This is a genomic window from Rhizobium sp. P43 (assembly GCF_056730705.1).
In genome coordinates this window covers 1,185,198-1,206,747 of record NZ_CM161539.1, presented here as the reverse complement: position 1 = coordinate 1,206,747, position 21,550 = coordinate 1,185,198, and the positions used below count along the sequence as shown (strand labels likewise).

Sequence of the window (21,550 nt, the reverse complement as noted above, 5' to 3'; positions counted from 1 at the left end):
CGGTCAGACGAGCTGACGGCCCTTGGCATCGATGGCATTGGCAACGACTTCATCCGTCGCCTCGTCCGGCAGCAGCATCTCGTTATGCGCCTTGCCCGACGGGATCATCGGGAAGCAATTGGCGAGATTGGCCACACGGCAGTCGAAGATCACGGGCTTCTTCACGTCGATCATCTCCTGGATCGCGCCATCGAGATCATCGGGCTTTTCGCAGCGAATGCCGACGGCGCCATAGGCTTCGGCCAGCTTGACGAAGTCAGGCATGGCTTCCGTATAGGAGTTCGACAGACGGTTGCCGTGCAGAAGCTGCTGCCACTGGCGGACCATGCCCATGTACTGGTTGTTCAGGATGAAGATCTTGATCGGTGCTTCATACTGGATGGCGGCCGACATTTCCTGAATGCACATCTGGATCGAGGCGTCACCGGCGATGTCGATGACGAGAGCTTCCGGATGGGCGATCTGCACGCCGAGAGCTGCCGGCAGGCCGTAGCCCATGGTGCCGAGGCCACCGGAGGTCATCCACCGGTTCGGCTGCTCGAAGCCGTAGTACTGGGCCGCCCACATCTGGTGCTGGCCGACTTCGGTCGTGATGTAGGTGTCGCGATCCTTGGTCAGCTGATAGAGCCGCTGCAGGGCGTATTGCGGCATGATCACGTCCTTCGACGGCGAGTAGGCGAAGGAGTTGCGGGCGCGCCATTTGGCGATGGTCGCATTCCACTCGGCCGTCTGCGACGCCTCAGGCTTCTTCGGCAGGGCGCGCCAGGCGCGGACCATGTCTTCGAGAACGCGGCCGACATCACCGGTGATCGGCACGTCGACGCGGACATTCTTGTTGATCGACGACGGGTCGATGTCGATGTGGATCTTCTTCGAGTTCGGCGAAAACGCGTTCAGACGGCCAGTGATGCGGTCATCGAAGCGCGCACCGATGCAGACCATGACGTCGCAATCATGCATCGCCATGTTGGCTTCGTAGGAACCGTGCATGCCGAGCATGCCGAGCCAGTTCTTGCCCGAGGCCGGATAGCAGCCGAGACCCATCAGGGTCGAGGTGATCGGGAAGTCCGTGAGACCGACCAGTTCACGCAGCAGCTTCGTCGCTTCCGGACCGGAATTCACGACGCCACCGCCAGAATAAATGATCGGGCGACGGGCAGACGCCATCAGTTCGACGGCTGCCTGGATGGCACGGGCATCGCCCGAGACCTTCGGCTGGTAGCTCTTCAGCGTCTTGTGCGCATCCGGCGGCGTATAGGTGCCGGTGGCGAACTGGATGTCCTTCGGAATATCGACGAGAACCGGACCCGGACGGCCCGTCTGGGCAATGCGGAAGGCCTCATGGATGATCGAGGCCAGCTGGTTGACGTCCTTGACCAGCCAGTTGTGCTTGGTGCAGGGGCGCGTGATGCCAACGGTATCGCATTCCTGGAAGGCGTCCGAACCGATCAGCGAAGTCGGCACCTGACCGGAGATGCAGACGAGCGGAACGCTGTCCATCAGCGCGTCCTGCAGCGGCGTCACCGCATTGGTGGCACCGGGGCCGGAGGTCACAAGCATGACGCCGACCTTGCCGGTTGACCTTGCGTAACCTTCCGCCGCGTGACCTGCGCCCTGCTCGTGGCGGACGAGAATGTGCTGGATCTCTTCCTGCTGGAAGATCTCGTCATAGATCGGAAGCACGGCCCCACCGGGATAGCCGAAGATATGCTCGACACCGTTATCCTTCAGCGCGCGCAGGACGATCTCGGCGCCAGTCATCTGATTGTCTTTACCCGTCATGCTGTGTTTCCATCTGCCTTCTTGGTTTTGGGGCTGATAACCCGGTTCAGGGCATAAAAAAAGGCCCCTTTGAGGAGCCTGTCATCTAGCGCATGGGTGGCTATCGCCGGATGGTTACACCATCCTGCCCATGCGCCTTCCCACCACGATAAGTGCAACCGAGTTTTTCATGGGCCGAAGTGTTAGCCAGAAAGCCGGTCACGGTCAACGCATCTTTTGTAAATTTTCTGCATCAAGGACGAAAGTTTGTTGCGCAGACAGTGATGATTTATCACCGCCAGCCTAACGGGTTACACGAAGTTTTAAGCGCTCCTCCCTAAGCTTGCGCCAGCAGGGAGAATGCGCTTGTTGAACGATGATCTTCACAAGTCCGGCGCCGCCGGAGAACAAGACCGCCGCGATGGTATGCGGCCAGGCAACCGGATGCTCGGGCGCGTCGTCGCCTGTAACGGTTCGCGTGCAACGATCGCCGCTGTCGCCGAAGATGGCGGCACCGATCTGACAGAGCTCTGGTCCGTCGGCCGACTGATCTCGATCAGCGTCGGAAAGAACCGCGTCGTAGCGCTCGCCTATTCCATGCAGACGGATGGCAAGGACTGGGGTGAAGGCGCCGACAACCAGTTCCTCATCGAAGTCGAGCTGCTCGGCGAGGTCTATGTACAGGCTGACGGCAAGGAAGTCTTCACGACAGGCATCTCGCGTTATCCCTATCTCGGCGCCATCGCCCACCGTATCCGGGCAGCCGACCTGTCGCGCATTTACGATACGCGTCTCGGCGACACCGCTGTGATTGGTAATCTGACCCAGGACGAATCGATCGACGCGACGATCCATATTCCTTCCATGTTGTCGAAGCACTTCGCCGTTGTTGGCTCGACAGGTGTGGGCAAATCGACTGCCGTCTCGCTCCTGCTGCGCAAGGCAATCGAAAGCGATCGGAAGCTGCGCATCCTGATCCTCGACCCGCACAACGAATTCGCAGCAGCCTTCCCAGAGCTCGCCGTTGTCATCGACACCGACACGCTCGACCTGCCCTTCTGGCTGATGCGGCTTGAAGAATTCGCCGAAGTGTTGTTCCGCGGCCGCCCCCCGGTTGCAGAGGAACTGGATATCCTGCGCGATCTGATGCCCGAGGCTAAGCGTGCCTTCCGAGGCAATGAGAGCGCGCTCATGCGCCGTATGGCCGACAAGAGCTCGATGACGGCGGATACGCCCGTCCCCTATCGTATCGCCGACCTGCTTGCCCTGATCGATGAGCGCATCGGCCGCCTGGAGGGCCGCTCGGAAAAGCCATTCCTGCGCTCGTTGAAGATGCGCATCATGTCAGCGGTCAACGACCCGCGCTATCACTTCATGTTCTCCAACAACACGATCAGCGACACGATCATGGAGACGATCGCGCATATCTTCCGCATTCCGGGAGACGATCGCCCGATCTCGACGTTTCAGCTCGCAGGCATTCCCTCCGAAGTCGTCAACTCGGTTGCATCCGTTCTCTGCCGCATGGCCTTCGAGCTTGCGCTTTGGTCGAACGGCGCGATCCATATGCTGGTCGTTTGCGAAGAGGCCCACCGATACGTACCGGCCGATCCCACCCTCGGTTTCTTCCCGACGCGCCAGGCGATTGCCCGGATCGCCAAGGAAGGCCGAAAATACGGCGTCTCGCTCGGCGTGATCACCCAGCGTCCCGGCGAACTGGACCAGACCATTCTATCGCAGTGCTCGACGCTGTTTGCCATGCGGCTTGCCAACGACCGCGACCAGGAGATCATCCGCTCGGCGATCCCCGATAGCTCGATCTCGACGACGAGCTTCATTTCCTCGATTGGCAACGGTGAAGCGATTGCCTTTGGTGAAGCCATCGCCGTACCGATGCGCATGCGTTTCACCCGTGTCGATGAATCGGCACTGCCAAAAGCCAACGGTGTCAACGCCAAACACACCGAGGAAACGCCCGATACCGTTGATCTTCGCACCATTGTCGGCCGCATGCGCGCCATTGCAGGACCCGACATATCTGCATTCCAGCAGAGCTTCGAAAGCAGCCTCGGTCGGAACGACCTGCCACAAGCCCCGGACGGCGTCTATGATGACGAAGAGTTCGACGACGACGATCAGCATTCCGCGCCACTGCCGCGCAGCCCGGCCGTGACGGCTCATCAGCATTCAACCTACCAGCCGAGCCAAAGGCCCGCATTCGAGCCGCCCATCCAGAGACAAAGCCTGGCGACATCCGAAACGCCGCCGATCGAGCCCTACCGGCCCGACATGCTTCCGCGATCGGGCGTGGACGACAATCTACGGCCGCGACCGGCGACACCGTCAACCGGCTATGCGGCAGACCCTGCGCCACCCAGCTTCGGCTCGCAGCAACTTCGCCGCGAAGGCGGCTCTTCCCTGCGCGAAAGCATCCTGAAGAAGCCTCTGTCCAGCCTCTACAAGCGCGATTGATCGCTCAGTCGATCCGGATGCTCGCCGGATCGACGCGCGCCCAGCTCTCATCCATCTGGTTGCGAAACCACGTCATCTGCCGCTTGGCATATTGTCGTGTGGCTGCAGACGCGCGCTCAACCGCATCGTCGCGCCCAATGCGACCTGCGAGCATGTCGGCAATCTGAGCAACGCCGATTGCCTTCATCGCTGGCATTTCGGGCGGTAGACCGAGTGCAAGAAGCGCTTCGACCTCCTCGACCGCCCCCTCCTCCATCATCTTGCCAAAGCGCGTGTTGATGCGCTCGTGCAGCACCGCTCGATCAGGCAGGACAACCAGCTTTTGCGCCCGATCGGGATCAACCAGCATGGGCCCCGAATGCCCCTGAAACTCGGCAATCGATCGCCCACTGACCCGAAGGAGCTCCAGCGCCCGGACGATTCTCTGGCCGTCTGCTGGATTGAGGCGCTCTGCGACCGCCGGGTCGATGGTCGAGAGTTCAAGATGCAGCGCTTCAGCGCCTTCCGTCTCCAATCGACGGCGGATATCGGCGCGCACCACATCCGGGATCACGGGCATCGCCGAAAGTCCACCCGTCAATGCCTTGAAGTAGAGACCCGTCCCGCCAACAATGACCGGCAGCCGTTCCGCTCGTTTAAGCTCATCCAGCAGCGCACCCACGTCACGCAACCAGTCGCCCGTCGAATAGCTTCTCTGCACCGGAACATGGCCGTAGAGCGCATGCGGCACCCCATCCATGTCAGCCTCGCTGGGGCGGGCGGTGATGACGCGCAGCGTATCGTAGACCTGCATGCTGTCGGCATTGATGACGACGCCCTGGTGACGGCGGGCAAACGCCAGTGCCAGCGCGGACTTGCCGCTGGCGGTCGGCCCGGTTATCAGGATCGCGTCTCTGTTCTTGCTAGGATCTTCCATCATGGCCTTGGTTGCCACGCTTGTCGCCAATCCGTCAAACCCTGTTCTGAGCCCATCCCTTGCCGAAAAGGCTGCTGATGCCGTCGCGTCCTCTCGCGTGTACTGGCTCGCGGATGGGATCGCCTGCGATATTGCGCTTGCCGATGGCACAGACCCGCTTCAGGCGGAACACCTGCTGCGCCAGGCGCTTGAGGGCCAACCGGTGGACGTCGCCGTCCAGGACGCCGACACGCGCCGCAAATCCTTCCTGATCGCCGACATGGATTCGACCATGATCGGCCAGGAATGCATTGATGAACTGGCCGCTGAAGTCGGTTTGAAGGACAAGGTGTCGCTGATTACGGCTCGGGCCATGAATGGCGAGATCGCTTTTGAGCCGGCACTGCGCGAGCGTGTCGCGCTACTGAAAGGCCTGCCGATCTCTGTGGTCGGCGAGGTAATATCAAAGCGTATAACGCTGACGCCCGGCGGCAAGGAACTGATCGCCACCATGAAATCCGAGGGCGGTTACACGGCCCTCGTCTCAGGTGGTTTCACCGTCTTCACAGGACCGATTGCTGCCATGCTTGGATTCGACGAGAACCGTGCCAACACGCTGATCGAACGGGACGGTGTGCTGACCGGCGAGGTTGCCGAGCCCATTCTTGGCAAGCAGGCGAAAGTGGACTCCCTGCTCGACATCACACACCGTCTGGGTATCAGCCCCGACGACGTCATTGCGGTTGGTGACGGCGCAAACGATCTCGGCATGCTGGGCATTGCAGGGTCCGGCGTCGCGCTGCACGCCAAGCCTGCCGTTGCGGCAGAGGCAAAGATTCGCATCCATCACGGCGACCTGACTGCCCTCCTCTATCTCCAGGGCTATCGGAAGTCGGACTTTGTGACGTCTTAAGGGACGGCCATGCGGATCGTTGAAACAGAGCGCCTGAGCCTGCGCAACTGGCGGGATGAGGATCGTGATCTGTTTTACGAAATCAATCGTGATGCGAAGGTCATGGAGTTCTTCCCCTTCCGCCGCTCACACGCGGAATGCGACCTGTTGTTCGACCGCAACCGCGCTATGATCAGCGAGACCGGCCTCGGCTTCTACGCGCTAGCCGATCGTATGACCGATGAGGCGATGGGTTTCTGCGGTCTGGCGCGGTCCGAGCTACCCGACATACTTCCTGTCGATGCTGTCGAGATCGGCTGGCGCCTGGCGACACGGTTCTGGGGTCAAGGCTTCGTGACGGAAGCGGCGACGCGACTGCTCAGATACGGGCATGAGACCTGCGGCTTTCAGGAAATCTACGCCTTCGCGGTGCAAAACAACCACCGCTCCATCGCGGTTATGCGTCGTATCGATATGCGACCCATGCACGGAAATGACTTCGATCACCCCAAGGTGCCCGACACCCACCCGCACCTGAAGCGGCATGTCTTGTTTCGCAGTCAGGGCAATTCTGGGGATGCCTCTCAATTGAAGTGACTAATTTACGCGTACTTAAAATGTAAATGCTATCTCTGGCGCCATGGAGACAACAATCCTGGCGCGAGCTGCCTCTCGAATATCGATCATGGTCGACCGCTTCTTGCGTCTTGGAGAAGGCGACCAGACAGCGGAGGAAGCAGATCGTATCCGCGCGATACGGCTCTCGGTCCTGTCCGCCAGCACGCCCTGGATGATGGCGGCCAACCTCTGCAACGCAACGCTGACCATCTTTGTCTTTCACGGCAGCCCTTCGGCGCCGGCCGTCTATCTCATCTGCGGCCTGCTCCTCGCCGTCGTCTTCTATACCAGCCTTTCCTGGTGGCGAAATCGCAAGCGCGGCCCGAGGGAGCGTGCGAGTTTGCGGGGCACGATCCTGACAGTCATCTATGCCGCCATCTTGAGCGGTCTTTGGGCAGTGCTGGACATCGTCGCCTATCCAACCGCCAACGAGACCCAGCGCATGGTGCTGATTGCGCTGACGGTCGGAATGGCGGGCGGTGGTGGCTTCGCCCTGGCCACCATTCCGCCGGCGTCCATCGTGTTCTGTGGAACGGTCGCAATCGGTGCGGCGATCGCCCTCTCGCGCGATCCCTCCATCGTTGGTGCCTATCTCTTCGCGCTGTACATCGTCTTCGCTTCGATCATCATCCGCTCATCGCTGGCCGTCTGTAAAAGCCTGACCGAGCGCGTTCGGGCCAAGATTGCATCAGACGAACAGCGCGCAGTGATCGGCCTGCTGCTCAACGATTTCGAGGAAAACGCCGCTGATTGGCTCTGGGGTGTCGACAAAGATCTCAATCTTGAGCGCGCCTCCACACGCTTCTATGACACGCTGCAGGTACCCGAGAATATGGTGCTCGGGCAGCCCTTGTTGTCCATCATGCCCTTCTCTTCCGTCAGTCTGGAAGGACACGATTGCCGTGAGAGTTTCACCAACAGTCTGATGTCGCGGCAATCCTTCCGTGATCAGGACATCTGCGTGGAACTCGGTGGCGAACTTGCGATCTGGTCCCTGACCGCCAAGGCGATCTACGACCCACAGGGCAACTTCATGGGCTACCGGGGCGTTGGTCGTGATGTCACTGCTAACCGCGAAAGCCGCCTTCGCATCGAGCACATGGCGCGCCACGATCCTCTGACAGAGGTTGGCAATCGTGTTCTGTTATCCGAGGATTTCGAGAGGGCCGTCTCGCGCTATGAGCGCTTTGGAGATGCCTTCTCCGTGCTTCTGCTCGATCTCGACCGTTTCAAGCAGGTCAATGACAATTTCGGCCACACAAGCGGCGACGAGTTGCTACGCGCTGTTGCCAGCATCCTCAGCCAGCTGCGCGGCGATACCGATACGCTTGCACGTGTTGGCGGCGACGAGTTCGCCATTTTGCATGTCTGTGGCGACGATCCGCAAAGTGCAGCGATACTGGCATCGCGCATCATCGATAAATTCGCCGAGCCGATCGATTTGCGCTGCGGTTCGGTTCATATCGGGGTCAGTATCGGCATTGCCTGCGCCCCAATCGACGGGACTGAACCAGATCAATTGATGCGCAACGCAGATCTGGCGCTTTACCGAGCCAAGACCGACGGGCGCAACCGTTATCGCTTCTTCGATAATTCTCTCGATGCAGCCGCCCGAAGGCGCAACCTCATCGAACAAGAGCTGGTACTGGCGATCGCCGAGGAAAGCCTTACCGTCTATTTCCAGCCGCTCGTCAATGCAGAGACCCAGCAAGTGGTTTGCGCCGAAGCCTTGCTGCGCTGGAACCATCCGAAGCTCGGGCCAATTAGCCCGGCCGAGTTCATTCCCATCGCCGAAGACGTCGGTCAGATTACAGCGCTCGGCGGCTGGGTACTGCGTGAGGCCTGCAGGCATGCCGCCACTTGGCCCGAGAACGTGCGTGTGGCGGTCAATCTGTCTTCGCGCCAGTTCCTCAGTCCCGGCCTTCTGCCGCTCATCGAAACGGCTCTCACGGAAAATCGGCTGCCAGCCCATCGCCTGGAGCTGGAGGTGACGGAAAGCCTGTTGATGGAGACCACGATCGGGATCCAACAGACGCTGGAAACGATTTCGCGGCTCGGCGTCCGGATCGCACTGGATGATTTCGGTACGGGCTTCTCATCCCTGAGCTATTTGCGCCGCTTCCACTTCGATAAATTGAAGATCGACCAGTCCTTCATCTCGGACCTGGAAACAAACGCAGACAGCCGAGCCATCGTTGAAGCCGTCATCAGGCTGGCTGGCGATCTGCGCATGAGCATCGCCGCCGAAGGCGTGGAAACCAAGGAACAGCTGGAGCGGCTACGCCAGATGGGCTGTAGCGAAATCCAGGGCTACTTCACCGGCCGACCAATGCCGGTGGAAAGCTTCCAAAACCATCTGATCCAGACGAACCCTTCCGTCCAGAGACTGTCCGCCTGACCTATTCCAGCGGCACGGCCACGAGCCGCAGATTGCCATCCTTGTCAGCGATCATCAGATAACCACTGCGTCGGCCCTCACCCTTGATGCTGGTGAGTTTCTCGGCGACCTGCTGCGGCGTCTTCATGAATTCCTGCGCCACTTCAACGATGACCTCGCCGACCTTCAGCCCTTTGCCTTCCGCCTTGGAGCCGGGCAGCACGCGCGTGATCAATACGCCCTCGACACCCTCGGCAATCGAGAAGCTCTGGCGATTGGCGTCGGTCAGGGCAGTCAGTTCGACCCCGATCAGCCCTTCGGTCACAGGCGCACTCTGCTCGGCCTGGTCATCCGCAGCCGGCGGTTCGGCCTGCTGGCCACCATCCGGAGCCTCGTCTGTGGCCGGCGGGTCGGCGGGCGTCTGCTGATCACCATCGGGCGCGGTCCCCTCTTCACCGGGCTCCACCGTGGTCCCCGGATCGGTCTCATTGCTGGCGACCTCCTCGTCCTCAAGACGACCGAGGGTGACCTTGACGGTCTGCTCCTTGCCATCGCGAAGAATGACGACATCAAGTGGCTCGCCGATCGGGCTCTCGGCCACGATACGAGTCAGGTCACGCGTTTCGGCAATCGCACGACCGTTGAAGGAGGTGACGATATCACCGACTTCAATCGGACCATTGGCCACCGGGCCACCCTCGACGATCCCGCTGATCAATGCGCCGCGCGCACGTCCGATGTTCAAGCTTTGCGCAACCTCATCCGAGACCGGCTGGATACGGACACCGAGCCAGCCACGACGGGTTTCCCCGAATTCAATGAGCTGATTGACGATGTTCTCCGCAAGCTCGGTCGGCACCGCAAAGCCGATACCGATCGATCCTCCGCTTGGCGAAATGATCGCCGTGTTGATGCCGATGACCTCACCATTCATATTGAACAGCGGTCCGCCGGAATTGCCCTTGTTGATCGCCGCATCCGTCTGGATGAAGTTGTCATAGGGGCCTGCATTGATGTTGCGGCCGCTCGCCGAAATGATGCCGACCGTCACGGACCCGCCGAGACCGAACGGGTTGCCGATCGCCATGACCCAATCGCCGATCCGCATTTTGGTCGAATCACCGAACTTGACCGAGGTCAGCGGCTGAGGCGGCTCGACCTTGAGCACGGACAGATCGGTCTTGGTATCGGTGCCGATGAGCTTCGCCTTCAGCTTGGAACCATCGGAAAAAATGACCTCGATATCATCGGCATTCTCGATCACGTGATTGTTTGTCACGATGAAGCCGGTCGGATCAATGACGAAGCCGGAGCCGAGGGAGTTCACCCGGTTGTTGCTGCCGCCACCCTCGCGATTCCTGTAGAAATCCTCGAACAGTTCCTGAAACGGCGAACCCTCCGGCACCTGCGGAAGGGGTCCCTCGCCCTCCTCCGCGACGCTCTGAGACGTCGAGATATTCACCACCGCGCCCAGCAGTCCGCTGGCGAGATCCGCAACAGAATCAGGTCCTTGTTGCGCATGAACGGCTGCGGGTATGCCGACTGTGCCAAGGCCCAGCGTGGTTCCCATCAGAAGAGCCGACAGAATCATTCGCGACGCGCGGGCAGGTTTCATCATCGGCTTCCTCACTGGATTGTCTGCTGTCTGAAAGAACATAAGGCGGAATGGGCGAAGGGAAAATCACAATTGCCGGAATAGCTCTAACCGCAGCTTGCGACCAGATCTTGTCAACCGCGGATCCACCATACGATTGCAACGCCTGTTGTCACGGCCGTGAGCCCGAGCAGCCGCAGCTGGTCCTCGGGGACATGCGGCAAGAGCCGCGCCATGCGCACAAGAAAACGAGGGGCCAGCGCATAGGCCAGCCCCTCGATGATCAGAAAGATGGCGATCCCTGCGAGCAGGTCATCCATCAGGTCAGTTGCCGACCGCCGCTGGCGGTGTCACCGGCGCAGGAACAGCCTGCCCTGCCCCACCAGTGCCGACACCGCTGTTGAAGAAGCGGAAGAAGTCGCTGTCTGGCGACAGAACCATCGTCGTGCCCTGATTGCTCATCGAAGCAACATAGGCGCGCATCGAGCGATAGAACTCGAAGAAGGCCGGGTCGCGCTGGAAGGCATCGGCGAAGATGCTGTTGCGCTGGGCATCGCCTTCACCGCGCAGGATTTCCGAATCACGCTGCGCTTCGGCCTGGAGCTCGACGACCTGACGGTCGGCGATCGCCCGGCGACGCTGGCTTTCTTCGTTACCACGGGCGCGGATCAGTTCGGCTTCGGCCAGACGCTCGGCCTTCATGCGCTGGAAGGTCTGCTGCGACACTTCCTGCGTCAGGTCTGTCCGGCGAATACGCACGTCGGTGACCTGCAGGCCGAGGCTTTCGGCTGCCGCCTGAAGATCGTTGCGAACGTCCGACATCATCGAACCACGCTCTTCGGAAAGGGCTGCATCGAAGTTACGCAGACCGTAGACGCGGCGAAGGGCTGCATCGAGACGGGTACGCAGACGCGATTCAGCCGCTTCCCGATCGGCCGAGACCGTTTCGCGGAAGCGACGGGCATCGGTGATGCGATAGACAGCGAAGGCGTCGACTTCATAGAAGGCACCGCCGCGAACCTGGACACGAATGTTCGGCAGGTCGAAGCGCAAAGCGCGGTCTTCGACATACTGAACGCGGTCGGCGTCCATGAAGGCGAAGGGCAGCTTGAAGTAGAGGCCGGGTTCGCTCTTGACGTCCTGGATCTGACCGAAACGCAGCACGATCGCCTGTTCGCGTTCGTTGACCACGAAGATCGACGAATAGACGAAGAAGAGCACGGCGCCGATGGCAACGAGGATATAGGCAATACGGTTCTGCATATCAGTTGCCTCCCGTCGCCGACTGGCCTGCGGGCTGGTTGCCCGGCTGGCGCGTGATTTCGTTGAGCGGCAGATAAGGCACGACGCCCTGCTTCTCGTCGATGATCACCTTGTTGGAATTACGCAGGACATTCTCCATGGTTTCCAGATAGATGCGCTGACGCGTCACGTCGGGCGCCTTGACGTATTCGTCATAGATCGAGATGAAGCGCTGGGCCTCACCTTCCGCTTCCTTGACGACCTGATCCTTATAGGCGGCTGCCTCTTCGCGGATCTGGGCGGCCTGACCACGGGCCTGACCGAGACGCTGGTTGGCGTACTGGTTGGCTTCTTCGACGAAGCGGTCTTCGTCCTGCTGGGCGCGCTGCACTTCTTCGAAGGCCTCGGCCACTTCGCGCGGCGGAGCGGCATCTTCGATCGGAACCGCGTTGATCGCGATGCCGGCGCCATAGGTGTCCATGGTGCCCTGGATGATGTCGCGAACCTGGGTCGAAATCTCTTCACGGTTATCGCGGAAGACATCCTGCGCAGGACGACGGCCGACCACTTCACGCATGGCGCTTTCAGAGACCTGCTGCAGCGTCTGCGTCGGGTCTTCGAGGTTGAAGAGATAGGACTGCGGGTCCGACACGGTGTAGAGCACCGAGAACTGAACGCTGACGATGTTCTGGTCGCCGCTGAGCATCAGGCCGGCGCCCGGATTGTTCGAGGTCGGGCGGCTGCCGATATTCTGCTGCTGCTCGGTGACCTTGACGATCTCGACCGATTCGATCGGCCAGAGATGGAAGTGCAGACCCGGCATGGCCACTTCTTCTTTCGGCGAACCGAAGCGCAGTTCGACGCCACGCTCATCGGGCTGAACCGTGTAGATGGCCTGCATCGCCCAGAAGGCGACCAGCACGATGCCGATGATGACGAATGCGCCGCCGTTGATACCGCCGGGAACGACGTTCTTCAGTCGATCCTGCCCACGGCGGATCAGATCCTCTAGATCCGGGGGCTGGTTGCCGCCACCGCCGCCGCCGCCGCCACCACCGTTTCCGCGTGGCCGGTTTGGCCCCTGCCCCCAGGGGCCCTGATTGTTACCACCGCCGCCGCCGCCGCCCCATGGACCGCCGCCGCCGCCGTTTTGATTGCTCCAGGGCATCAATACCTCTTTGCTGTAAAAGCTCCCACGTCCTCCGCCCGCTGGCCGATCGACCGACATGCATGAGGTTCCAGAGGTTTATAGGTATCGCGGTCACCGCTTTCAACGCGAGGGGGCCAACTTCTTCTTCGGAAAGGGCAAATTTTGCGTTATTAGACGCGCCTGCGACGGTATATCGCGTAGCGTGTGGGGTAATTGTCCTTCTCGCCGGCTGGAACGGCCGTTTCCTCGACGCGTTCGAACATCGCAGGATCAATCGCCGGAAACGCGGTATCGCCTTCTACGACCGTTTCGACATGGGTCACGTACAGGAGATCGGCAAGCGCCAGTGACTGGCGATAGATCTCCCCGCCCCCGACAACGCAGACTTCATCCACGCCCGCTTCGTCTGCGATCGCGCGACCGCGATCAAGCGCCTGCTCAAGGCTTGCAACGGTCTCCACGCCGGGCATGTCGAAGTTCTGGCTTCGACTGACGATGATATGCGGACGGCCAGGCAGCGGTTTTGACCCGACGGACTCAAACGTCTTGCGGCCCATGACCAGCGGCTTGCCCATGCTGAGCGCCTTGAAACGCTTCAGATCCGTCGACAGCCTCCAAGGCATGTCACCATCCCGCCCGATGATACCGTTCTCGGACACGGCCACGATGATGACGATCTTGATGTCTGCCATGTGCTTTACGGAGCCCTCGCCTTGCATCAGACGGCGATCGGCGCCTTGATGCTGGCATCGGCCTCGTAGCCGATCAGCGTGAAGTCCTCGTATTTGAACGAGAAGAGATCCTTGACCTCGGGATTGAGCTTCATCACCGGCAGCGCCTTCGGCGTCCGGGTCAGCTGCAGCTTCGCCTGATCGAAGTGGTTGGCATAGAGATGCGCATCCCCGAGCGTGTGCACGAAGTCACCCGGCTCCAGCCCCGTCACCTGGGCGATCATCAACGTCAGCAGCGCATAGGATGCGATGTTGAAGGGAACGCCGAGGAAGATATCGGCCGATCGCTGGTAAAGCTGGCAGGAAAGCCGCCCGTCCGCCACATAGAACTGGAACAGGCAGTGGCATGGCGGCAGTGCCATTTCGTCGACCAGCGCCGGGTTCCAGGCGGTCACGATATGGCGGCGAGAATTCGGATTGGTCTTGATGCTCTCGACGAGCTTGGCCATCTGATCGATGTGCCCGCCGTCATAATCCGGCCAGGAGCGCCACTGGGCGCCGTAGACGGGGCCAAGATTGCCGTCTTCGTCGGCCCATTCGTCCCAGATGCTGACGCCATTTTCCTTGAGATAGCGGATATTCGTATCGCCCTTGAGGAACCAGAGGAGCTCATGGATGATCGACTTTAGATGCAGCCGCTTCGTCGTGATCACCGGAAAGCCGTCGGCCAGGTCAAAGCGCATCTGATGCCCGAAGATCGAGCGCGTCCCGGTCCCGGTGCGATCGCCGCGATCACTGCCATTTTCGAGAACATGGCGCAGAAGGTCGTGATACTGGTGCATGAGTCCATCATCGAGTCGTTGTCGCCGACATCATACCGCCGCATGCGGCCCAAACCAATGCGGCATGCGCTGTTATCCCCGCCAGAAGGGCTGGAACAGCAACGTCTCCGGTCGATTGTGCCCCGGCCCTCTTTTCATCGGGGTTGGAAACACCTATATCAGCCTTGCCGGGGCTTGCTCCGGCTATGGCAATAAACGGTCGGTGTAATAAACCTATTGGACCCGGGGGCGGTACCCGGCGCCTCCACCAAAAACCGGTCGGTGACGACGTTATGTTCTGACCGGCTTTTGATGGGGGCGAAATAGGATCGACAAGGGCGTAAAGATCGAACTTTTGCTCGGCATGATACCGCCGTTATCGGGTCACAAGTGTAGTTGCAAACGACAACAACGCTAAGGGTTACGCTCTCGCTGCCTAATGGCGGTGCGGGAAACCCGCTCTAAGTCCTTAGGGTTAGCCCCTTAAGGCGGGGTCCGAAGGCACCTGGCAACAGAAGCCTTCACCTAATCTCAACCCTCAGTGTTTCTCCATGACTTTGCTTCGGATTTCGCTGCTACCAGCAGCCTGAGATTTGATGTACATTGCCCGAACCAGTTTGATGCTTCGGGGCTTTTCCGCTTCGTCGCGTCGTGGCATAAGCCGCTGAAATTCGGCATGATAAGGAAAGCAGGGATCTGATGGGGCACGACCATATTCGCTACGACATTCTGGCCCAGGACGCACTTCGCGGCGTCATCCGCAAGGTCTTGGCCGAGGTTGCCGCGACGGGGCGCCTGCCGGGCGACCATCACTTCTTCATCACCTTCCTGACCGGCGCGCCGGGCGTGCGCATTTCCCAGCATCTGAAGGCGAAGTATGCCGAGCAGATGACCATCGTCATCCAGCACCAGTTCTGGGACCTGAAGGTGACCGACAGCCTGTTCGAGATCGGTCTGTCCTTCTCCGATACGCCTGAAAAGCTGGTCATCCCCTTCAATGCCATCCGCGGCTTCTACGACCCCTCCGTGAATTTCGAGCTCGAATTCGACGTGCCGCTCGCCGACGAGGACGAAGGTGAGGCCGAGATCACCGCCTACCCGCTGGAAGCCGTCGCCAAGACGGAGGAGACTGAGGCTCCGAAGTCCGACGAGAAGAAGGAAGGCTCCGTCGTTTCCCTCGACGCCTTCCGCAAGAAGCAGTGATCGCATGACGTTCGGCCGGGCTTACCACCCGGCCTTATTCGTGGAGCACCAAGCATGGCCGCCGACGTCGTCAATCTCCGCCAGTTTCGCAAGGCAAAGGCCCGCAGCGAACGCGAGGCTGTGGCCGAGCAGAACCGCATCAGCCATGGCAGGACGAAGGCGGAAAAATCGCTGACAAAAACTTTGAACGACAAAGCGGCGCGCCAGCATGAACAGGGCCGGATCGAGAAGCCCGACCGGGACTGAACCCGCACTGCAACTCCGACCCACGTGCCACGCCTGAACACTTGCCGCCCGTCGGGAGCCGCCATGATCCGCAAGCGTTCGATCACCCTACATGGACACCGCACGAGCTTTTCCGTCGAAGACGCGTTTCTCGACGAACTCAAGACGCTCGCCGCACGGCGCGGTCTGAGTTTTGCCGGCCTGATCGCCGAAATCGACGAAGCCAGACCCCTCGATTCGAACCTCTCCTCCGCACTTCGGCTGTTCGTGCTGCGAGAACTCAAGCACGCGGCATCTCATCCATCAGGGACCTGATAACCGACGTCCAATCCGCAACTGAGCTGTGCGATCACCTCGACTGAAATTCAATTGACGCCCGGCAGCCCCTCAAAACGCATGTCAGGCAGGGGTTGGCGCACCACGCGCTCCTGAGGCGCAACGGGCAGAACGGGTGTGGTCGGCACGGTCTCGGTTGTTAGGGGAGCGCGGGGCTCCGTTGTGGATGCATCGGGCGATCCCGGCGCCGTCTCAGCCTGTTCTGCTGCGGCGCGCGCCTCTTCTTCTGCCTGTGCCCGCGCCGCCTCTTCCTGCTGCAAGCGTTCGGCCTCAGCTTGCGTCCTCTCCTCGGCGCGGGATCGGGCAAGGGCTGCCTCACGCCGAAGCCGCTGCTTTTCGAGCACGCTCGCCTGCAAAGCTTCAACCCTGCGCCTTTCAATCTCGAACGCGCGTAGCGACACGAAGTTGGTGAGTTCTGTCACCTCCAGCGATCGCTCGGGCGCCAGCGCATCGCCCTCAAAGATCAGGCGGAGATTGGGTTGTGCGCCCTCCATGGCAGCCTCGCCGGGATTGAGGGCGACACCGAGATCTGCATCGATAAGCCCGCTTCGAAGGTCGAGCCGCAGCGTCCCGTCCAGCTTTGCTTCCGGAGTCTGGTGGCTCGCCGCCTGAATGCGAACCGTTCCGTCCGAGAGCGAGAATGGCAGGACGAGCGCCTTGAACTCGCTTTGCCCCTCCCCGACGAGACGTTCTGCGATGCCGCGCACCCTGTCCTCACCAATCTCGGTACCGAGCGTGTCCACCTCTGTGATCAGCGCCGGGAGGATATCGAGGCGCAGCGAATCGAACGCCACCATGCTGAACCGCACCTCTCCGGATCCGCTCGCAGTCCCGATCAGCTCGGCCGGCGTCTTACCCGCGCCTTCGGCAACAAAGGTGACGTCCATGCGTCCCGCGGGAGTTTTGGCCTCCGCCATACCCCGCTCAAGCCGCAAGGCGTTGAGCGTACGCAGAACATCAGCGCCGGCGACATCGAGCCGGGTCTGCAGGAAACCGCTGCCATCCGTGTTCGCCACGGAGAACCGCCCTGTGACCTGACCACCCAACCATCCACCGGAGATGTCATCGAGGCTCAACTCGCCAGCCTTGTTCTTGAGCTTCGCCGACACGTCGGTCATCGCCTCCGCGACGCCCGGCCAGAATTGCTTCACCGAAAGCCCAAGATCGAGATCAAACGGCAAGCTCGCCGGATTGAGCGGCGCATTCGACAATGTCCCGTCGGCAGGATCGGCAAGGGGTCCGACCATGGTCTCCGCAAGCCAGTCCAGATCGAGTTGATCGACACGCGCGGTGCCGACGGCGGAGGGAATGGCACCTGCCAGGTTCACCTGTCCTTGCGCCTCGATCGACTGACCGCCCAGCGTCCCGGCCAAACGATCGACAGCGAGTTGATCTTCGGCGAGCGAAAGGGCGCTGTCCAGCTTGACCGGCAGGCCGGTTGCCGCATCGGGCAGGCTGAGACCGAGCGCCATGAGATAGGGGCCGAAGTCCTGGCTGTCGAGCGACAGCTGCCAAGCGCCATCGAGAAGACGGGGCGAATTGAAAGCCGTGAGCTTCGCGGTTGCGTCGAATATCGTTGCGGGGCCGGCGAAGCCGACTACGGCGTCGGCATCTCCGTTCGCCGCATCATTGATCGTCAGCGTCAACACGCCGCCTTCGCCCGTGGTCCATGGCAGAGGATCGAGGCCGACCTGTCCGAGCAGGACCTGTGCCTCGTCGTTCTCAAGCCGGATCTCGAAATTGCGTTCACCGCCGTCCAACAGCGCCGCCATTTCGTTCGCTTCAACCGTCATCGCGAGAGCGCTCTGATTGACGCGGCCCGTCAGGTCAATCGTGACCGCGCCAGCGTCAGCAACCTGCAATTTGGCTTTGATATCGCTTTCGGCATACCACTGCGCACTGCTCGCAAGCCGGTCAACCAAAGGGCTCGACGGCAGGCGTTGGCGAAGGAGATCAAGGAATGGGCCAGGATCGTCGGAAACATAGTCGATATCAGCCTCTCCGACAGGTGCCTCCTCCGTGTCACGCCAGACGCCGTTGATCCGGACTGCGCTACCGGCCACATTGCCGAGGTTTAAGCGTTCGATAGAAAGCTCCCCGGCCTGATAGGTAGCGATCGCTTCCACATCTTCTGCCGTTACACCAAAGGCCCTGAGAGCGCCAACGTTCAGCCGGGTCGCGACCCGCTCGGCAAGCAATCGCTGCTCGGCATCCTCACCGACGACAAGCGCCGCAATCGCGCGTGCCGCATCAAGGTCGAGACCATCGCCAGTCAGATCGACGGAAAGACTGGCAGCCTCCCCTTCTGGTGATTCCCGCTCGATCCGCCCCTTCAAAGGCTCCGCACCGATGGCCAGTTCGAGATTCTCGAAGCGCTGCAGCTCAGGCGTCAGATTGACCGAGGCAGAAAATCCGGCCGAGGCGAGGCTGCGGATGGAAGGATCAACGCGACCGGAAATCCAGGTTGCAAGCCCCGACGGCTGGGTCGATGCCACGAGCAATTTGCCCTCGAAAGAGGGCCTGCCCACGAGCACCAGCCGCCCGGTCGCTTCCACTTGCGTCCGCCCCGGCAGAACGCCAACGGCTCTGTCCACCGTCCAGCCATTGCCGGCCGGGCGCACGTCGAGCTGAAGATCACGAAACACGGTATCGCCGGCCACGATCGCCGGAAGACTTAGCGTCGCACGTCCTTGAACCTTGGGGATGGGGATTTCTGCGGCCGCAGACATCAACAAGGCCAGTCGCTGTTGGACGGAGATCGCGCCGTTTCTGGAGGTCTTCGCACGACTGCCATCGGCTGCCATCCGGTTGACGTCGACCTGCTGTCCCTCGGCCGTCAGCAGAAACTCCGGATTGGCCCCGGTATCAAGCTTGGCCTCTCCGGTGATGACATAGGGATCGACCGCATCGCCGAGTTCAAGCCGGTAGTTGGCTACCGTGATGCTGTCATTGGCAAGCTTGAATTCCCCCCTGATGCGCGGCGGCGGCACAGCTGCCTGCTCGGATGGCTGAGCCTCTGCCACCGGTGCGATCTTCCAGGTCGAGGAAAAATTGCCCGTGTAGTGGGGCTTTCCCTCTTCCAGCGCCAGTTCACCCTCCAGCAGCAGGTCGAAGGGCCGCGCCTCAGGGTCGATCCGGAGACGCAGCGGCAAGGCAGCACCGGACATTTCGGAGGTGGTCAGAGCAAACTGGGCTGCCTCGCCATCCAGCACCGCCCTGCCCTCGACCGACCAGGGACCTGCCAGCGTGCGTGCCGAAAGGGCAGCGTCCAGCCTGCTTAGGACGCGGTTGCGACCCGACTGCTCATCGATGAATTCAATGGTTCCGCCGGTGACGGAGGCTTTTTCGAGAACGACGGTCCGGGCGGGGATGCTGGGCCTGCTGCCGCGCAACCAGTCGAGCGTGCCGTCCGGCCGAAGCCGGATTCGCGCCTTCGGCTCCTCGATCCGCATGTCGAAGATGCGGGCCTCACCGGAGAGAATGGGGGCAAGTTCCGCATCGAGCGAGAAGCGGGCGACCCTGACAAGCGGCGTGCCATCCACATCACTGCCGACGGTGACATCTTCCATGGTGACCGACGGGAACGGCAAAAGACGCGCTGAAACCTCGCCATTCACCACGACTTTCTTGCCAAGCAGCTGGCTCGCCTGGCTCTCGAAGTTCTGGCGAAAATTCGTCCAGTCCACGAACAGGGGCGCCAACAGCGCGGAAAAAAGCGCAACCACCAGAAGACCGCCGAGCGTTACCAGTATGCGTCCGAGCACCGAATGCCACTCCCTTGATTACGGCCCCGAAGGTAACGCAATTCGCCGCAGGGGCAACCCGCAAGCTCTTGCAGTCACAGCCGAAAGATCTTGCCGGGATTGAAGATGTTGTCCGGATCGAGACCGGCCTTGATCGCGCGCATCGCCGGCAGAGCCGAACCCAGCTCCTGCTCCAGATAGCTGATCTTGCCCTGTCCAACCCCGTGTTCGCCCGTGCAGGTTCCCTCCATGGCAAGTGCGCGCCCGTTAAGCCGCGCCAGGAAAGCTTCTGCCCTCTCGACGTCAGCCGGGTCCTTGTCGTTGAACAGCAGCAGCACATGAAAGTTTCCATCGCCCGCGTGGCCGACGATCGGCGCCCGGAACCCGTTCTCCCGGATATCGGCCTGTGTCGCGGCCACACATTCGGCAAGGCGGGAGATCGGAACGCAGACATCGGTCGAAAGGGCCGCAAGTTCGGGCGCGAGCGCGCGGCTCGCCCAATAGGCGTTATGTCGCGCCTTCCAGAGCTGGTTCCGCTCCTCGGCATTGGCGGTATAGGCAAATGCGCCGCCACCGAACTCCGCCGCGATCTCCCCGAACTGGGCGGCCTGCAGTTCGACCGTTTCTTCCGTTCCGTGAAATTCGACGAAGAGCGTCGGCTGCTCCGCGTAGGAAAGCTTCGAATAGGCATTGCAGGCGCGGATCTGCATCTCGTCGAGCAATTCGATGCGCGCCACCGGAATGCCCATCTGGATCGTCATGATCACGGCATTGCAGGCATCCTCAAGGGTCGGAAAGGCAACGACGCCGCCACTGATCTTGGCCGGGATCCCCTGGAGCCTCAGCGTGATCGAGGTGATCACCCCGAGCGTGCCCTCAGAGCCGATGAACAGCCGCGTCAAATCATATCCGGCAGAGGACTTGCGTGCACGCTGCGCCGTGCGGATCTCCTCGCCATCCGCTGTCACCACCGTTAGCGCCAGCACATTGTCCTTCATCGTCCCATAGCGAACGGCATTGGTGCCCGAGGCCCGCGTTGCCGTCATGCCCCCAAGCGAGGCATTGGCACCCGGATCGATCGGGAAGAACAGGCCCGTGTCACGCAGATAGGTATTCAGATCCTCGCGGGTGACACCGGGTTCGACGGTGCAGTCGAGATCTTCGGCATTGACCGACAGCACGCGGTTCATCCTGGTAAAGTCGACCGAAATCCCGCCGGACGGTGCGTTGACCTGTCCCTCCAGCGACGAGCCCGTGCCGAACGGCACGATCGGGACGCGATTGGCGGCACAGATTCGCACGACTTCGCGCACATCGTCAGCACTCTCAACGAAGACGACGCCATCGGGCAGCTGCGATCGCAGATAGGTCGTGGTGTGGCTGTGCTGGTCACGAAAGGATTGCCCGGTCTGAAATCGCTCGCCGAAGCGCTGCTTCAGGATCGGCACCACGAGAGCAAGTCCCTCCTCGTTGCGCTTGCCATCGATCACATCCTTACGAGCCATCCGTCACCTCCCCAGATCCAAGACAAGGCTGCACGGAGAAAGACG

Annotated in this window: 17 protein-coding genes and 1 other RNA gene; 8 read left to right on the top strand and 10 right to left on the bottom strand. The window is 61.1% G+C overall.

The window, feature by feature from the left end; all coding sequences use genetic code 11:
* Positions 1 to 3: 3 nt before the first annotated feature.
* The gene (locus tag AC1PUL_RS05940) at positions 4 to 1,761 is read right to left on the bottom strand and encodes an acetolactate synthase 3 large subunit (RefSeq protein ID WP_480468504.1); all 1,758 of its coding nucleotides are present in this window, start codon (positions 1,759 to 1,761) and stop codon (positions 4 to 6) included.
* Positions 1,762 to 2,127: 366 nt separating this feature from the next.
* On the opposite strand from AC1PUL_RS05940, the gene AC1PUL_RS05935 reads away from it, so the two are divergent.
* A complete protein-coding gene (locus tag AC1PUL_RS05935; RefSeq protein ID WP_480467191.1) occupies positions 2,128 to 4,233 on the top strand; it encodes an ATP-binding protein in 2,106 nt (701 codons plus the stop codon).
* Positions 4,234 to 4,237: 4 nt separating this feature from the next.
* Here AC1PUL_RS05935 and miaA read toward each other — a convergent pair whose 3' ends face one another.
* Positions 4,238 to 5,152 (bottom strand): tRNA (adenosine(37)-N6)-dimethylallyltransferase MiaA, encoded by a 915-nt coding sequence (gene miaA, locus AC1PUL_RS05930; RefSeq protein ID WP_480468501.1) that lies wholly within the window; start codon positions 5,150 to 5,152, stop codon positions 4,238 to 4,240.
* On the opposite strand from miaA, the gene serB reads away from it, so the two are divergent.
* The 3 genes from serB to AC1PUL_RS05915 all read left to right on the top strand — a co-directional run bounded on the left by serB (position 5,151) and on the right by AC1PUL_RS05915 (position 9,036).
* Positions 5,151 to 6,041 carry a phosphoserine phosphatase SerB gene (gene serB / locus AC1PUL_RS05925; protein ID WP_480467190.1) on the top strand — a complete coding sequence of 297 codons (891 nt, stop codon included), beginning with the start codon at positions 5,151 to 5,153 and terminating at the stop codon, positions 6,039 to 6,041. The genes miaA and serB overlap by 2 nt on opposite strands.
* A gap of 9 nt (positions 6,042 to 6,050) precedes the next feature.
* The gene (locus AC1PUL_RS05920; protein ID WP_480467189.1) at positions 6,051 to 6,617 is read left to right on the top strand and encodes a GNAT family N-acetyltransferase; all 567 of its coding nucleotides are present in this window, start codon (positions 6,051 to 6,053) and stop codon (positions 6,615 to 6,617) included.
* A gap of 88 nt (positions 6,618 to 6,705) precedes the next feature.
* Entirely contained in the window at positions 6,706 to 9,036 is a 2,331-nt protein-coding gene (locus tag AC1PUL_RS05915; RefSeq protein ID WP_480467187.1) for a putative bifunctional diguanylate cyclase/phosphodiesterase, read from the top strand.
* A 1-nt stretch (position 9,037) separates the two neighbouring features.
* Here AC1PUL_RS05915 and AC1PUL_RS05910 read toward each other — a convergent pair whose 3' ends face one another.
* The 6 genes from AC1PUL_RS05910 to AC1PUL_RS05885 form a co-directional block, all read right to left on the bottom strand.
* Positions 9,038 to 10,633: a Do family serine endopeptidase gene (locus tag AC1PUL_RS05910; RefSeq protein WP_480467186.1), complete on the bottom strand. Its 1,596-nt coding sequence runs from the start codon at positions 10,631 to 10,633 to the stop codon at positions 9,038 to 9,040.
* Positions 10,634 to 10,743: 110 nt separating this feature from the next.
* Complete coding sequence (locus AC1PUL_RS05905) at positions 10,744 to 10,929, bottom strand: DUF2065 domain-containing protein (RefSeq protein WP_480467184.1); 186 nt, start codon at positions 10,927 to 10,929, stop codon at positions 10,744 to 10,746.
* 4 nt (positions 10,930 to 10,933) lie between these two features.
* A complete protein-coding gene (gene hflC, locus AC1PUL_RS05900) occupies positions 10,934 to 11,872 on the bottom strand; it encodes a protease modulator HflC (RefSeq protein WP_480467182.1) in 939 nt (312 codons plus the stop codon).
* Between the two features lies 1 nt (position 11,873).
* Positions 11,874 to 13,019, bottom strand: coding sequence for an FtsH protease activity modulator HflK (gene hflK, locus AC1PUL_RS05895; RefSeq protein ID WP_480467180.1), 1,146 nt, complete (start codon positions 13,017 to 13,019; stop codon positions 11,874 to 11,876).
* A gap of 152 nt (positions 13,020 to 13,171) precedes the next feature.
* Positions 13,172 to 13,693, bottom strand: coding sequence for a dihydrofolate reductase (locus AC1PUL_RS05890; RefSeq protein WP_480467178.1), 522 nt, complete (start codon positions 13,691 to 13,693; stop codon positions 13,172 to 13,174).
* Between the two features lie 26 nt (positions 13,694 to 13,719).
* Entirely contained in the window at positions 13,720 to 14,514 is a 795-nt protein-coding gene (locus AC1PUL_RS05885) for a thymidylate synthase (protein WP_480467176.1), read from the bottom strand.
* Positions 14,515 to 14,641: 127 nt separating this feature from the next.
* Here AC1PUL_RS05885 and ssrA point away from each other — a divergent pair.
* From ssrA to AC1PUL_RS05865, 4 genes are all read left to right on the top strand, one after another.
* Positions 14,642 to 15,019: a transfer-messenger RNA gene (ssrA, locus tag AC1PUL_RS05880) on the top strand.
* Between the two features lie 173 nt (positions 15,020 to 15,192).
* Positions 15,193 to 15,696, top strand: coding sequence for an SspB family protein (locus AC1PUL_RS05875; RefSeq protein ID WP_185811268.1), 504 nt, complete (start codon positions 15,193 to 15,195; stop codon positions 15,694 to 15,696).
* Between the two features lie 54 nt (positions 15,697 to 15,750).
* Positions 15,751 to 15,942: a DUF4169 family protein gene (locus AC1PUL_RS05870; RefSeq protein WP_480467174.1), complete on the top strand. Its 192-nt coding sequence runs from the start codon at positions 15,751 to 15,753 to the stop codon at positions 15,940 to 15,942.
* A 63-nt stretch (positions 15,943 to 16,005) separates the two neighbouring features.
* Positions 16,006 to 16,236, top strand: a complete 231-nt coding sequence (locus AC1PUL_RS05865; RefSeq protein WP_480467173.1) for a ribbon-helix-helix domain-containing protein — start codon at positions 16,006 to 16,008, stop codon at positions 16,234 to 16,236.
* A 50-nt stretch (positions 16,237 to 16,286) separates the two neighbouring features.
* Here AC1PUL_RS05865 and AC1PUL_RS05860 read toward each other — a convergent pair whose 3' ends face one another.
* Positions 16,287 to 20,021 carry an AsmA family protein gene (locus tag AC1PUL_RS05860; protein ID WP_480467172.1) on the bottom strand — a complete coding sequence of 1,245 codons (3,735 nt, stop codon included), beginning with the start codon at positions 20,019 to 20,021 and terminating at the stop codon, positions 16,287 to 16,289.
* A 74-nt stretch (positions 20,022 to 20,095) separates the two neighbouring features.
* Positions 20,096 to 21,505 (bottom strand): FAD-binding oxidoreductase, encoded by a 1,410-nt coding sequence (locus AC1PUL_RS05855; protein ID WP_480467171.1) that lies wholly within the window; start codon positions 21,503 to 21,505, stop codon positions 20,096 to 20,098.
* Between the last annotated feature and the right edge of the window lie 45 nt (positions 21,506 to 21,550).

Excerpts from the sequence above, each read along its gene's own strand:
- AC1PUL_RS05940 (WP_480468504.1), bottom strand. The coding sequence starts at position 1,761 with ATGACTGGCGCCGAGATCGTCCTGCGCGCGCTGAAGGATAACGGTGTC.
- serB (WP_480467190.1), top strand. The coding sequence starts at position 5,151 with ATGGCCTTGGTTGCCACGCTTGTCGCCAATCCGTCAAACCCTGTTCTG.
- miaA (WP_480468501.1), bottom strand. The coding sequence starts at position 5,152 with ATGATGGAAGATCCTAGCAAGAACAGAGACGCGATCCTGATAACCGGG.
- AC1PUL_RS05920 (WP_480467189.1), top strand. The coding sequence starts at position 6,051 with ATGCGGATCGTTGAAACAGAGCGCCTGAGCCTGCGCAACTGGCGGGAT.
- AC1PUL_RS05915 (WP_480467187.1), top strand. The coding sequence starts at position 6,706 with ATGGTCGACCGCTTCTTGCGTCTTGGAGAAGGCGACCAGACAGCGGAG.
- AC1PUL_RS05910 (WP_480467186.1), bottom strand. The coding sequence starts at position 10,633 with ATGATGAAACCTGCCCGCGCGTCGCGAATGATTCTGTCGGCTCTTCTG.
- AC1PUL_RS05905 (WP_480467184.1), bottom strand. The coding sequence starts at position 10,929 with ATGGATGACCTGCTCGCAGGGATCGCCATCTTTCTGATCATCGAGGGG.
- hflC (WP_480467182.1), bottom strand. The coding sequence starts at position 11,872 with ATGCAGAACCGTATTGCCTATATCCTCGTTGCCATCGGCGCCGTGCTC.
- hflK (WP_480467180.1), bottom strand. The coding sequence starts at position 13,019 with ATGCCCTGGAGCAATCAAAACGGCGGCGGCGGCGGTCCATGGGGCGGC.
- AC1PUL_RS05890 (WP_480467178.1), bottom strand. The coding sequence starts at position 13,693 with ATGGCAGACATCAAGATCGTCATCATCGTGGCCGTGTCCGAGAACGGT.
- AC1PUL_RS05885 (WP_480467176.1), bottom strand. The coding sequence starts at position 14,514 with ATGCACCAGTATCACGACCTTCTGCGCCATGTTCTCGAAAATGGCAGT.
- AC1PUL_RS05875 (WP_185811268.1), top strand. The coding sequence starts at position 15,193 with ATGGGGCACGACCATATTCGCTACGACATTCTGGCCCAGGACGCACTT.
- AC1PUL_RS05870 (WP_480467174.1), top strand. The coding sequence starts at position 15,751 with ATGGCCGCCGACGTCGTCAATCTCCGCCAGTTTCGCAAGGCAAAGGCC.
- AC1PUL_RS05865 (WP_480467173.1), top strand. The coding sequence starts at position 16,006 with ATGATCCGCAAGCGTTCGATCACCCTACATGGACACCGCACGAGCTTT.
- AC1PUL_RS05855 (WP_480467171.1), bottom strand. The coding sequence starts at position 21,505 with ATGGCTCGTAAGGATGTGATCGATGGCAAGCGCAACGAGGAGGGACTT.